Origin of the sequence: Thermosphaera sp., from assembly GCA_038827615.1 — an archaeon.
GTDB lineage: Archaea > Thermoproteota > Thermoprotei_A > Sulfolobales > Desulfurococcaceae > Thermosphaera.
Genome location: JAWBNK010000001.1, coordinates 1,085,373 through 1,097,470 on the forward strand (window position 1 = coordinate 1,085,373; position 12,098 = coordinate 1,097,470).

The 12,098-nt window shown below is 48.1% G+C and carries 16 protein-coding genes; 14 read left to right on the forward strand and 2 right to left on the reverse strand.

From position 1 onward, the window contains the following. The first annotated feature begins 2 nt into the window (after window positions 1-2). The 9 genes from QXH45_05955 to rpl7ae all read left to right on the forward strand — a co-directional run bounded on the left by QXH45_05955 (window position 3) and on the right by rpl7ae (window position 6,528). The gene (locus tag QXH45_05955) at window positions 3-455 is read left to right on the forward strand and encodes a 50S ribosomal protein L13 (protein ID MEM2078788.1); all 453 of its coding nucleotides are present in this window, start codon (window positions 3-5) and stop codon (window positions 453-455) included. Continuing rightward, window positions 448-873, forward strand: coding sequence for a 30S ribosomal protein S9 (locus tag QXH45_05960; protein ID MEM2078789.1), 426 nt, complete (start codon window positions 448-450; stop codon window positions 871-873). The genes QXH45_05955 and QXH45_05960 overlap by 8 nt, the downstream gene beginning before the upstream one ends. Before the next feature lie 10 nt (window positions 874-883). Continuing rightward, window positions 884-1,084, forward strand: a complete 201-nt coding sequence (locus QXH45_05965) for a DNA-directed RNA polymerase subunit N (protein ID MEM2078790.1) — start codon at window positions 884-886, stop codon at window positions 1,082-1,084. Between the two features lie 11 nt (window positions 1,085-1,095). Beyond that, on the forward strand, window positions 1,096-1,758 hold the full coding sequence (gene rpsB / locus QXH45_05970) for a 30S ribosomal protein S2 (GenBank protein MEM2078791.1): 663 nt from the start codon (window positions 1,096-1,098) through the stop codon (window positions 1,756-1,758). 10 nt (window positions 1,759-1,768) lie between these two features. After that, a complete protein-coding gene (amrB, locus tag QXH45_05975) occupies window positions 1,769-2,629 on the forward strand; it encodes an AmmeMemoRadiSam system protein B (GenBank protein ID MEM2078792.1) in 861 nt (286 codons plus the stop codon). Between the two features lie 81 nt (window positions 2,630-2,710). Further along, window positions 2,711-3,826 (forward strand): type 2 isopentenyl-diphosphate Delta-isomerase, encoded by a 1,116-nt coding sequence (fni, locus tag QXH45_05980; GenBank protein MEM2078793.1) that lies wholly within the window; start codon window positions 2,711-2,713, stop codon window positions 3,824-3,826. Beyond that, window positions 3,823-4,332: a DUF2118 domain-containing protein gene (locus tag QXH45_05985; protein ID MEM2078794.1), complete on the forward strand. Its 510-nt coding sequence runs from the start codon at window positions 3,823-3,825 to the stop codon at window positions 4,330-4,332. The genes fni and QXH45_05985 overlap by 4 nt, the downstream gene beginning before the upstream one ends. Continuing rightward, the gene (locus QXH45_05990; protein MEM2078795.1) at window positions 4,292-6,052 is read left to right on the forward strand and encodes a glutamate--tRNA ligase; all 1,761 of its coding nucleotides are present in this window, start codon (window positions 4,292-4,294) and stop codon (window positions 6,050-6,052) included. Before QXH45_05985 ends, QXH45_05990 begins: the two co-directional genes overlap by 41 nt. A gap of 92 nt (window positions 6,053-6,144) precedes the next feature. After that, complete coding sequence (gene rpl7ae / locus QXH45_05995) at window positions 6,145-6,528, forward strand: 50S ribosomal protein L7Ae (protein MEM2078796.1); 384 nt, start codon at window positions 6,145-6,147, stop codon at window positions 6,526-6,528. 34 nt (window positions 6,529-6,562) lie between these two features. On the opposite strand, the gene QXH45_06000 is transcribed toward rpl7ae, so the two are convergent. Continuing rightward, window positions 6,563-6,832, reverse strand: a complete 270-nt coding sequence (locus QXH45_06000) for a 30S ribosomal protein S28e (protein ID MEM2078797.1) — start codon at window positions 6,830-6,832, stop codon at window positions 6,563-6,565. A 118-nt stretch (window positions 6,833-6,950) separates the two neighbouring features. Here QXH45_06000 and QXH45_06005 point away from each other — a divergent pair, with 118 nt between their 5' ends. Further along, window positions 6,951-7,136 (forward strand): 50S ribosomal protein L24e, encoded by a 186-nt coding sequence (locus tag QXH45_06005; GenBank protein MEM2078798.1) that lies wholly within the window; start codon window positions 6,951-6,953, stop codon window positions 7,134-7,136. A 31-nt stretch (window positions 7,137-7,167) separates the two neighbouring features. Here QXH45_06005 and infB read toward each other — a convergent pair whose 3' ends face one another. Beyond that, window positions 7,168-8,985: a translation initiation factor IF-2 gene (gene infB, locus QXH45_06010; protein ID MEM2078799.1), complete on the reverse strand. Its 1,818-nt coding sequence runs from the start codon at window positions 8,983-8,985 to the stop codon at window positions 7,168-7,170. A gap of 94 nt (window positions 8,986-9,079) precedes the next feature. Between infB and QXH45_06015 the strand changes: the two genes are divergently transcribed. The 4 genes from QXH45_06015 (at window position 9,080) to QXH45_06030 (ending at window position 12,098) form a co-directional block, all read left to right on the forward strand. Then, window positions 9,080-9,733, forward strand: a complete 654-nt coding sequence (locus QXH45_06015; GenBank protein ID MEM2078800.1) for a 30S ribosomal protein S6e — start codon at window positions 9,080-9,082, stop codon at window positions 9,731-9,733. A 66-nt stretch (window positions 9,734-9,799) separates the two neighbouring features. Continuing rightward, entirely contained in the window at window positions 9,800-11,050 is a 1,251-nt protein-coding gene (locus QXH45_06020) for a translation initiation factor IF-2 subunit gamma (protein MEM2078801.1), read from the forward strand. 17 nt (window positions 11,051-11,067) lie between these two features. Then, complete coding sequence (locus QXH45_06025; GenBank protein MEM2078802.1) at window positions 11,068-11,460, forward strand: 30S processome protein Utp24; 393 nt, start codon at window positions 11,068-11,070, stop codon at window positions 11,458-11,460. 86 nt (window positions 11,461-11,546) lie between these two features. Further along, on the forward strand, window positions 11,547-12,098 hold the full coding sequence (locus QXH45_06030) for a DNA-directed RNA polymerase (protein ID MEM2078803.1): 552 nt from the start codon (window positions 11,547-11,549) through the stop codon (window positions 12,096-12,098).

Here is a 12,098-nt window from a genome sequence, read left to right on the forward strand (position 1 = left end):
CGTTGAGCGGGGAGAAGGTATTATTCGTAGACGCATCAAACCAGATCCTCGGGAGGCTTGCAAGCATTGTGGCGAAAAAGCTCCTTGAAGGATACAAAGTCGTCATAGTCAACTCCGAGAAGGCTGTTTTAAGCGGAGATAGAGTCAGGGTTATTGAGGGCTACAAGATCATTTTAAAGGCCAAAACCCATCGAAATCCCGAAAAATCGGGTATTCACCGACCCAGGACCCCTGCTACGATACTGAAGAGAGCAATCAAGAGAATGCTCCCATACGACCAACCAAAGGGTAGGGAGGCTTTAAGAAGACTAAGGATCTATGTTGGTGTTCCAAAGAGTTTAATAGGAAAAGAATTCGTTAGGTTTGAAGAAGCCGATGTATCTAGGCTTAAACAAAGATATGTTTACGTCAGCGAAGTAGCCAAGGCTCTGGGATGGAGGGGTTTGAATGAGTGAGGCGTCCGTTGAGAAAATGAAAATAGTCGTAGCCACCGGGAAGAGGAAGACGAGCATCGCTAGAGCATTGATTAAGCCCGGCAAGGGGAGAGTTTGGATCAACGGAGTCCCCCTGGAAATTTTTCCAGTAGAACTTGCGAGAGTAAAAATCATGGAGCCGCTAATGCTTGTTGGAGACTTGGGCAAGAGGATTGACGTAAGGGTAAACGTACAAGGTGGAGGAGTAATGAGCCAGGCTGAAGCATGCAGAACCGCCATAGCTAGGGGATTGCTCGAATACGTTAATAATGACGAAGAGATCAGGAAGATATTCGTAGAGTACGATAGACACATGCTGAGCGGCGACCCTAGGAGGACAGAGTCGAAGAAATGGGGAAGATACAGTGCTCGTAGGAGATGGCAGAAGAGCTACAGGTAGGGTGTAGTAGATGCTATTCCCCGTGAGATGCTTCACTTGCGGCGCCCCCATAGGACATTTATGGGAGGAATATGAGAAAAAAGTTAAAGCAGGCGAAGATCCTGGGAAAGTCTTAGATGAATTAGGTGTTAAAAGGTATTGTTGCAGGAGAATGTTTTTATCTTACGTGGATGTCTCAAAAGAGGTTTTACAATTCCCCAAGATATCGTGAGGTGAAAACACATGTTTGAAGGCGAGCCAATAGACAGTTTGGGCGAACAACCCATAACTCCGAGACCCGGTGAGAAGGTAATTGAACTCCTCGTGCCCGTCGACAAGTACTTGTCGGCAGGAGTTCACATAGGTACCCACATTTGCACTAAATTCATGGAGCCCTTCGTCTACAGGGTTAGAAGCGATGGTTTATTCATACTTGATGTTAGAAAAATAGATGATAGGCTGAGAATAGCGGGGAAATTCCTCGCTAGGTATGAGCCAACTAAGATCGCTGTAGTCTCGGTTAGACAGTACGGGAAGAAGCCCGTCACTAAAATGTGCCAATACATCGGCTGTAAAACCTTCACCGGTAGATTCCTGCCGGGGACATTCACGAACCCCAGCCTTAAATGGTACTACGAACCCGATATCGTGCTACTCACCGACCCGAGAGCTGATGCGCAGGCTTTAAAGGAAGCCGCTGAGATCGGAATCCCGATAATCTCGTTCGCCGATACTGACAATAAAACCGATTTCATAGATTTAGTTATACCTGGGAACAACAAAGGGAGGAAGAGCCTGGCACTGCTCTACTGGATACTCACGAGACAAGTGTTAAGGGAACGCGGCGTCATACCCGCTAACGGCGAATTGCCCGAGCAACCCTCAGAGTTCGAGGCCGAAGTATAGGGGTGGCTTGTTGAAGAAAAGGCTCCCCGTAGTATCAGGATATTTTTACCCCAGTGATAAGAGAGAGCTTGAATCCCTGATCGAATGGTCCTTCACTCATCCAATAGGTCCGGGAACACTTCCAAAGATATCAGCCACGAGAAGGAAGGAAACCATTGGTTACATCTCACCGCACGCAGGCTACATCTACAGCGGCCCTGTTGCCGCCCACACGTATTTTCAAATGGCCATGGACGGGGTCCCCGAGACCGTCATCATACTGGGTACTAATCACACTGGGTATGGCGCATTAGTCTCAATATACCCTGGCGGCACGTGGGAAACCCCTCTCGGCTCCATGGAAGTCGACTCCGAGCTGGGGAAGGCTATTGCCGAGAAAAGCCATATCGCTGAGCTAGACGAGTACGCGCATGTTGAAGAACACTCCATAGAAGTACAACTCCCCTTCATCCAGTACATTTATGGAAACAGGGTGAGGATCCTCCCGGTAGTCCTTGGCCTCCACACTCCTGACACCGCCATGGACCTTGCTAGATCTATCATGGAGGCCGTTTCATCGTTGAAAAGGGACGTTATCCTAGTGGCAAGCAGCGACTTCAACCACTACGATCCACACGAGATAACCGTGAAGAAAGACTCAGACGCCATTTCAATGATACTGAGGCTCGACTCCCTCGGCTTCTACAATACCTTGCTGAGAGAAGATATCTCGGTATGCGGTCCTGGAGGAATCATGGTGTTGATAGAGTATTCTAAACTACTCCTTAAAGAGAAGGCTAGGGCCGAGCTCTTGAAATACGCAACAAGCGGGGATGTCTCAGGGGATAAATCACACGTTGTAGGATACGCGTCAATAAGGTTCTCGTCTTAAGCTCGATTTTTAAATTAGCTTGACATTACTCCTTTATATTGTGCTAAAAAACTTATTCTTCATGGTTGAAGGTGTCAACGGTTGAGTAGTATTTACTCGAGAAAGCTCCAGCACTTAGAGATAGTGGCTTCGAAGGACGTAGATTTCACGGGTAAGTGTTCTGAGTACTTCAACGATATCATCCTAATACATCAAGCAATTCCGGGTTTCAGAATAGATGAAGTCGACACTCGGTTTCCATTCCTAGGGTATGAGCTTAAAGCACCACTTATGATAACAGGTATAACCGGAGGTGCAAAGGAGACTCTCGAGATAAACAGGAAGCTGGCCCAGTTAGCCGCTCAACACGGGATTGCCCTAGGCCTCGGTAGTCAAAGACCGATTTTAACCAGCAACTTCGACCAAGACGTGTTGAAAACCTACCGAGTAGCAAGGGAGGTCGCAGGCAGTGTTCCATTGATAGGGAACATAGGTTTCAACACACTTAAAACAACCAGTATTCAAGACATCAAACACTTGATAGATGCAGTGGGAGTTGATGCTCTGGCAGTACACTTAAACCCAGCACAGGAGGTCATACAGCCCGAGGGAGATACCGACTTCTCGGATGACATAATCTACCGCTTGAGAGACCTTGTTAAGGAAGCAGGCGTTCCCGTGCTCGTTAAAGAAGTTGGGAATGGGTTATCATACGAAGTCGTGAAAAGGCTGTCCTCCGAGGCTGGAATAAGGATCTTTGACGTTGCAGGAGCGTGCGGGACGAGCTGGGTTAAGGTCGAAATGTATAGGAACACTTCAGACTCTATTAAAAAGAATATAGCGCAACTCCTCGGAGACTGGGGCATTCCGACTCCAATATCAATCATCGAGGCTAGATTGGCGAGCAGGGAATCAACCATCATAGCGTCGGGCGGGGTTTGGGACGGCTTAAGAGCTGTTAAATCACTGGCATTGGGGGCTGACATGGCTGGCTTCGCGAAACCGGTTTTGATAAAACTGTTAAGCGAGGGATACGAGGCTGCGTCAAAATACGTTGAAGAATACGTTGAGTCTTTAAAGACCGTCATGTTCCTAATAGGGGCTAGGAGCCTGGGCGACGTTAAGAAGAAACCAGTGGTTCTAGGGGGCTCGATCAAATCCTACATGAGCTCTAGAGGGTTCGACACGGACAAGTACCTGGAGATGCTCAAGAAATGAGCGAGTATTTCTTCCCAGAGGCGTTTGTAGAGAACGGGCTGGGGGAAGGGAGGGTTATCTGCTTAACTGGAACACGGGCTTATGTTTCACCGGCTCGCGGGCTTGCGGGACCAGAGTGCGGCAAAGTTTTCTCAAGCGTTCCCTTCGAAAAACTCGTTGAATTCCTAGATCTTGAAAAATCATGCTTCTTGAAAGACGTAATAATCGTATACATGGATGAGGGTGACCGCTACAGAGGATTCTACGTTCGTAAAGGCGAGAGCGTCCGACTACTAGAGGTCTCGGGATCGATTATTACGATTCACAAGAAGGAGGGTGAGCAAGTCGAAGCTCACGAGAAAATAGGGTTCATAGTAACTAATAAGAGGGAGGTCAGGGTTATTAAATCACCCGTAAAAGGTATATTACTAGCCGTAATAGATCTTACCTGGGAATCACCTGAAAAAGTTATAATGGTGTTGACCAGTGAGCAACCAAGAGAAATCATTGTTGGAAAAAATCCGTGAGGTAGGGTTTAAACACGCATTACTAAACGCTGTAAAGTATAATGGAAAAGCCGACTTGAAGGCTGTTACATCGAAAATTATCGGCGAAATACCTGAGGTGAGAGGTGTTCTCAAAGACTATATTGAAGTAATACGCAGCATCGTCGATGAGGTGAACAAGCTAACCCTTGAAAAACAAATCGAAATAATTAAGAGCAATTGGCCTGAACTACTGGAAGAGAAGAGGGAAGTTAAAGAGAAGGATCTCACTCCATTGCCAAATGCCGTGGAAGGAGCTGTGGTTACCAGGTTTGCCCCCAACCCCGATTACACAATTCACCTAGGCAATGCACGTCCAGCACTGCTCAGCTATTGGTATGCGGAAATGTATAAAGGCAAAATGATTTTAAGGTTTGAAGACACTGATCCAAGGATTAAATCGCCTTATCCTGAAGCATACCAGATGATAAAACGGGATCTCGCATGGCTGGGGGTTAAGTGGAGTCAAGAGTATATTCAGAGCTTGAGGATACCCTTGTTTTACGAAGTAGCTAGGAAAGTCATCGAAAAAAACGGTGCCTACATAGATAAGTGCGGCGAGAAGGAGTTCAAAACCCTCAGAAAGGAGGGGAAGGCCTGCCCGCATAGGAACCTGCCCGTTGAGACCCAGCTTGAAGAATTCGATAAAATGCTATCAGGGTATTATGGAGAAGGAGAAGCTGTTTTAAGAATTAAGACGGATCTTCAACATCCAGATCCAAGTGTTAGAGACTGGGTGGCATTCCGGATCATAGATACTTCGAAGACCCCGCATCCCGTTGTAGGCGAAAGGTATATCGTGTGGCCAACTTATAATTTCGCCGCAGGAGTCGACGATCATCTGATGGGCATTACTCATATTCTACGTGCAAAAGAGCACGTCTCGAACACTGTGAAGCAAAAATTCCTATACGACCTCATGGGGTGGAAGTACCCTGAGACAATCCACTTCGGCAGGCTATCGCTTGAAGGAGTTATCCTAAGCAAATCCAAGATGAGGAAAATGATCAAAGAATCCGGGTTCGAGGCTTACTCAGACCCTAGGCTTGGAACCTTATCGGGCTTGAGGCGTAGGGGGATCACTAGGGACTCCTTATGGAAGATAATAAAAGAGGTCGGGATAAAGCCTGTCGACGCTAAAATCAGCTACGCCAATCTCTCGGCGATCAACAGAATCATCATCGACCAATTAGCGAACAGGTACATGGCTGTCGAAGACCCTGTTGAAATAGTGTTGAGAAACATTCCAAGTGAAATCGAGGCTAAAATACCAGTACATCCATCGCGTAAGACGTATTATTCCTACAAGGTTAGCGACGGATCAGTTGTATACGTGTCCATGAAGGATGTTCCAAGCGAGCAGGGAGGATTATTCAGGCTTATGGGGGTTGGCAACTTTCAAATAACTGGTTCAGCGCTGAGGAACGGGAAGCCCGTCCTGATAGCTCATCTCCACAGTATCTCCCAGGAGGAGGCGAAGAAACATGGCCTCCAAATCATTCAGTGGGTTAAGGAGGATGAGAAAGCCCTGCTGGAGTTATTTGTTCCCGATGGATTGAGACTTGTTAGGAGAACACTTATAGCCGAGAAGCGTATTCTAAGCGAGAAGGCTGACTCCCTCATCCAGCTGTATCGAGTGGGATTTGCGAGGATAGAGGAGGTAAAGGAAACAAGCGTAGTAGCGTTTTTCGCGCACGATTGACACTCGCTAAACTACTCATCCATCCGCAACATTTATAAGATAGGATTCAATTAAAGCCCTTTATGGACGACCAATAGGGAGGAGGATGAAGTATGCCCAAACCATTCTATGTAAAGTTCGAAGTACCGGCTGAACTAGCCGAAAAAGTTTACGAAGCAGTTAAAAAGGTCAAAGAAACAGGTGGAAAGATCAAGAAGGGAACGAACGAGACTACGAAAGCTGTTGAGAGAGGACAAGCAAAGCTCGTAGTGATAGCGGAAGATGTTGACCCGCCTGAGATCGTGGCTCATCTACCGCTGCTATGCGACGAGAAGAAAATACCCTACGTCTATGTTCCAAGCAAGCAGAAGCTTGGAGAGGCTACGGGCATAGAGGTAGCAGCCGCTAGCGCCGCTATCGTTGACGCTGGTGAAGCAAAGTCGTTAATCGATGAAATAGTGAAAGCCGTTCAGGAGCTCAGGGCTAAAAGCGGTTAATAATAGGTTTCTGTTTTTTACAAATAAATTTCAACTACCTCTTCGTGGAAAGCTTTCTAGCCTCCCTCTCAGTTTCTCTCAGGATGACTATGTCTCCTATTCTGACAGGACCCTTGACGTTCCTAGTTATAATTCTGCCCTTATCCCTGCCCTCTAAGACCCTGACTCGTACCTGGATTATCTCCCCGGAGACACCGGTTCTCCCAATGATTTGAATAACTTCTGCTGGAAAACCTATTTCCTCGACAATGTTAACCTTGGGTTGTTCTATCACTACTCTCCCAGGCTTCTGTTGCTCGCTCACACTATCACCTAATTCTCCTTCACATGTAATTAATCCTTATAAGTATTATCGGGGAAAATTTAAAAACCTCGCTAACACATTAACGAGAGTAGGCAATAACGATACCATGGTGGAGAAGATGGCCAGGCTGGCGAAATGTGCGTTTTGCGGGGAAGAACTGGAGCCGGGTACCGGGTTAATGTATGTGTTGAATAACGGCACTATAATGTGGTTTTGCAGTAGAAAGTGCTTCAAGAACTACAACATGAACAGGGATCCTAGAAGGCTGAAGTGGACGTTAAAATATGGTTCCAAGACGAAGTAGCTAGCTCTCGTTCTTCGTCATCAAAGATTATTCAAGTAGGATGAGCCGTAAAACCGTAGAAGGGGTCTTGCTTCCTCTTTATCTCTATTATCTCCTTCAAGACAAGTAGCTCGTCATTGCTCAACTTGTCTTTATGCTTGGTGAGCCAGATATTGACGTGCTCCTTCGGTATGCTAGTGTAGAGAATGTCTCCTTCATCGACATGGCGTCCGATCATTAACCGCCCCTTAATGCTCACGGCTACTTGCTGACCGACTCTAGCCTCCTTGAGAACATTATCCCTATCCCTTATCTGGACCAGCGTGCCAAGCTCAACTCCATCACTCCTCATCAATGTGCATCCTGGCCTCATCACGCCGCCTAAAACCTCAACCCCAACTATGGCTGGATCGCTCCTCCTGAATATGAACCCGGGGAGTATCCTGATTTTCGCCGGCCTCACCAAGGATGAAACTTCTCTCTCAACCTCCCTCTCCTTCAACTCCTTGATCCATTTTCCATAATCCTCGAGCAAACGATATATGATGTTGCTCTGAAACACCGGGATCTCTTCTCTACTGGCCATCTCCTCCGCTTCCGGGAGCAGCTTTACATTGAAAGCTAGGATTACGCCGTACTCGGGGCGAGACTTCTTAACAATGCTTGCCTCTAAGACGTCGTTTCTCGATACATTTCCCACGTCAGCCAGCTTCACTGGTATCTTCTCCCTCCTCATAGCTTCCAGCAGGGCCTCCAGGGAGCCGAGCGTGTCCGCTTTTATAACGACTCCATCGCTCTCGGTCTTAAACCTGAGCTGTGCAACCTCCTCCGAGACGATCTTCAAGTACTCTGGAATTTTCGACTCGTCGGGGATAACGTAGAGGGATGAACCCGCTAGGGCTTCGTCCAGATCCGGGGCTGATATCTTAACGCCCGTCGCGGCGAACACTTCCTCAACCTGGTTGAACCTCCCCTCGTGCATTCTCATGTCCTGGAGGGGTCTGGGCATTAAAAGGGCTCTGACCCGGGTCACGATCGGCTTCGATTTTCCAGCAATGATGAACAAATCGTTTTTCTTCAAGACCCCCTCATAGATTATGACGTCTATAGTCGTCCCCAAGCCCGGCTCCTCCTTAACCTCGAGGACCGCGCCCTTGGCTGGTTCATCACTGGTCACTAGCTTCTTCTTCATGAATTGTTGCACAAGCCCCGTTATCAACGCCAGAAGCTCGCTCACGCCTTCCCCAGTCTTAGCTGATATCGGGATTATCGCCACAGTTCTACGGAAGTCCCGGATCCTGTCGAATCTATCGGCTTCAAACCCGTGGCTGTATAGTTCCCCTACGATCCTGTAAATCTTTTCTTCTAATGCGTTCACAACTCTCTGGGATTGATTCCTTATTGATTCGAGGAATGGCGAGTCAGGGGTCGACTTCCAGCCGTCTATCCTATCGATCTTGTTGGCAGCCACTACGAAGGGTACTTTCTTCTCCTTAAGGATGCTTATGGCTTCAATGGTTTGAGGTTGAAAACCCTCCATGACGTCCACGACAAGGATCGCCATATCCGCTACACTCCCGCCCCTCTTCCTCAAATTAGCGAACAACTCATGACCAGGCGTATCGATGAACAATAGCCCGGGGACCTCGATTTGAAGCTTGGGGAAGTACTTCTTCAAGGGCTCCGCAATCTTCTTTAAGACGCTGGATGGAACGATGCTGGCGCCAACGTGTTGCGTAATCTCTCCAGGTTCCTTCCTGGCAACAGCAGTTCCTCTTATCTTGTCGAGCAAAGTCGTCTTACCGTGGTCCACATGTCCCATGACTACTATGATAGGTTGCCTAATCCACTCTCTCCTCGAACTACTCAAAAAGATCACCAGTTTCAACTTACCCGAATATATAAAAACCTCTTAATAGCTTATTACTGACACAGTCCACCGGGAAACTGGTGGAGGTTGCAACATGCCGGATTTCAAGATAGTAGTAAACGATCCAGAAGCGCCTAAATCCCTGAAAACAATCAAAGTAAAGGTAATGGGAGAAGCTGAAGTCCCCTTCACAGATAAGATGAAGGATAAGTTCGAGCTCCCCGTGCTCAGGGCTAACAGGAAGTTGCTCGAAGAGATTAATCCTGTTCACGGAGTAGTTACGGTTAGAATGAGGCGCCCCGACACAGGCGATAAAATCAAGATAACCGGTAAGCTAGAAGTATCAGACAACGTCCCCGACAACACAGTGCTGGTGAACTCGGAGTTCCTCATCAACTTGTCTGGGAACACCGAGCTGGAGGGAGAAGTGTTCAGGGCAACTTCTTGGCAGGTAAGAGTTAATGATGAGAGGACAGCATCACTAATAGGCTTGAAAATAGGTGACGAGTTCGACGGCACCCTGCTCGGACTGCGCAATGTTAAGTTGAGGATAACAGGCGGAAGCGATATCAGCGGCTTTCCCATGAGACCTGACATCCCAGGTCCCGTGAAGAAGAGAGCATTACTCTCCGGTCCGCCGGGCTTCTACCCGTCGAGGAGCGGTGAGAGAAGGAGGAAAATGGTTAGAGGGAACACTGTAGCTCCAGATACTGTTCAAATAAACACGGTTATTGTTTACTCGAAATAGTTTCTCTAGTATAAAAGCAAGTTCTTGAATAATTCGTAACAGTTAGTAAGATGCTAGGGATACGGCATGCCTTGGGAGAAAAAACAGCCTGAAGTAAATATCGGAGTGGTAGGGCACGTTGACCACGGGAAGACCACCCTCGTTCAAGCACTCACGGGCATATGGACTGCGAGACACAGCGAGGAGCTCAAGAGAGGAATGACGATTAAACTAGGATACGCGGACGGGAACATAGCGATTTGCGAGGACATGAGTCCCCCCGACGCATACACCACCGAGGAGATCTGTCCCAGCGGAAGCGAGTCGAAACTGCTTAGAAGAGTCAGTTATGTGGACGCGCCCGGCCACGAGGCCTTGATGGCGACAATGCTCAGTGGAGCAATGCTGATGGACGGCGCAATCCTCGTGGTAGCCGCCAACGAGCCTTGCCCCCAACCCCAGACAGTGGAGCACTTGATAGCTCTGAACGCAATAGGTATCAGGAACGTTGTGATCGTTCAAAACAAGATCGACGTGGTGACGAGGGAGAGAGCTCTTCAAAACTATAAGGAGATAAAAGAGCTGGTGAAGGGTACTGTAGCGGAGAACGCACCGATTATTCCTGTGAGCGCTTTACATAAGACTAACATAGACGTACTGCTACAGAGCTTCCAGGAGCATATTCCAACTCCCGCGCGCGACCTTAGCAAGCCGCCCTTAATGTTCATCGTTAGAAGCTTCGACGTTAACCGGCCTGGAACAACGTTTGAAGACCTGGTTGGAGGCGTCATAGGCGGGTCATTGATCCAGGGAGAGTTGAAAGTCGGCGATGAAATATCTATACTTCCAGGGGTAAGAGTCCCTGTTGGAGGATCTAAAACCGCTTACAAGTACGAGCCGATCACCACAAGGATCGAGGAGATACGCTTCGGGGAACTACAAACCGATAATGCTAGGCCTGGCGGGCTCGTAGCCATTAGGACCCCTCTAGATCCCTCTCTAACCAAAGCAGACTCCTTAGTGGGCAACGTGGTGTCTCACCCCGACCACCCGCCGCCTATCGCTAGGATCCTCGAAGTCGAGTACAAGGTTTTTGAAAGAGTCGTCGGAGCCAAGGAGATGACAAAGCTCCCGCCGCTTCAACCAAGAGAGAACATTGTGTTAACAATAGGAACTGCAACGAGGATCGGGGTCGTAAACAAGCTGTCGGAGTCACGCATGACCGTCGAGCTCAAGGATCCTGTAGCGGTTTGGGAGAAAGCAAGGATCGCTGTAAGTAGGAGGGTCCTAGGTCGCTGGAGACTTGCCGGCTGGGGTGTTGTTGAATCAGTGAGCTGAGGAAGCCATCCAAGATCGTGTTAGACACTAATATACTGCTCCTTATCGCAGATGGTTTCCCTGTTCTAGAGGAGATCGAGGAACAAGTAGCGTTTAAGCCGGAATACATAGTTCTAGCACAAACCCTGAAAGAGCTGGAAACAATAGGGGGGAGAGAGGGAGGTTTAATGAAGAAGAAATGCGAGCTAGCAATCAAGATTGCAAGGGAGAGGTGCAAGATAGTTGATCATAAGCCGGACGAGTTCCGCGACGCTGACGACGCTATTCTGGACTACGCGACGTCGTACAACGCGGCAATCGCCACTAACGATAGGGAGCTCAGAAGGAGAGCCAGGGAGAAGGGGCTTTCAGAGATATACCTTAGGGAAGAGTCCCAAAGGATTGTGGTTGAAGGATTAATAGAGTATTAAGGATTAGCTTCCAGTATTTATAAAAGGATATTCATAAATAACCATGGTTAGCTTGATTAAAACAATGCCATATAGGTGTTGTGGAATTGTATAATGTAATCAGAGTTAAGGACGTCGTGAGAATACCTCCGTCGAAGTTTGGACGGCCGCTAGAGGAGGTCGCCCTTGAAGAGCTCCGCGAGCTGTACGAGGGAACCGTTGTCGTCTTAAAGAATCCTTTCACAGGAGAGGAGAAGAAAGAGCCCTCGGTGATAGTTACTATCCTCAGGTTGAATGTTGATCCTTCTGGGAAGATAATACCCGGAGATGGTGCGACATACCATAACGTCGAGTTCGAAGCACTAGTGTTCCATCCCCAAGTCAAGGAAGTCGTCGAAGGAGAAGTAGTCACAGTTACGAAGAACGGGCTTTACGTGGATCTCGGAGTACTGGACGGCTTCATCTACATTAATCAGGTAGCCGATGAGAAGGTCTCCTACGACGCTGGCAGGGGCTCCCTGCTCTTAGAGGAGTCTAAGAAGTATATCGAGAAAGGCGATGTCGTCAGAGCCAGAATATTCAATGTCTCCCCAATGCCGGGGAAGGGTTTAAGGGTTCACATGACCATGAGACAACCATCCATGGGAAAGATAGCTTAG

Excerpts from the sequence above, each read along its gene's own strand:
- QXH45_05960 (MEM2078789.1), top strand. The coding sequence starts at position 448 with ATGAGTGAGGCGTCCGTTGAGAAAATGAAAATAGTCGTAGCCACCGGG.
- QXH45_05965 (MEM2078790.1), top strand. The coding sequence starts at position 884 with ATGCTATTCCCCGTGAGATGCTTCACTTGCGGCGCCCCCATAGGACAT.
- rpsB (MEM2078791.1), top strand. The coding sequence starts at position 1,096 with ATGTTTGAAGGCGAGCCAATAGACAGTTTGGGCGAACAACCCATAACT.
- QXH45_05985 (MEM2078794.1), top strand. The coding sequence starts at position 3,823 with ATGAGCGAGTATTTCTTCCCAGAGGCGTTTGTAGAGAACGGGCTGGGG.
- rpl7ae (MEM2078796.1), top strand. The coding sequence starts at position 6,145 with ATGCCCAAACCATTCTATGTAAAGTTCGAAGTACCGGCTGAACTAGCC.
- QXH45_06005 (MEM2078798.1), top strand. The coding sequence starts at position 6,951 with ATGGCCAGGCTGGCGAAATGTGCGTTTTGCGGGGAAGAACTGGAGCCG.
- QXH45_06015 (MEM2078800.1), top strand. The coding sequence starts at position 9,080 with ATGCCGGATTTCAAGATAGTAGTAAACGATCCAGAAGCGCCTAAATCC.
- QXH45_06020 (MEM2078801.1), top strand. The coding sequence starts at position 9,800 with ATGCCTTGGGAGAAAAAACAGCCTGAAGTAAATATCGGAGTGGTAGGG.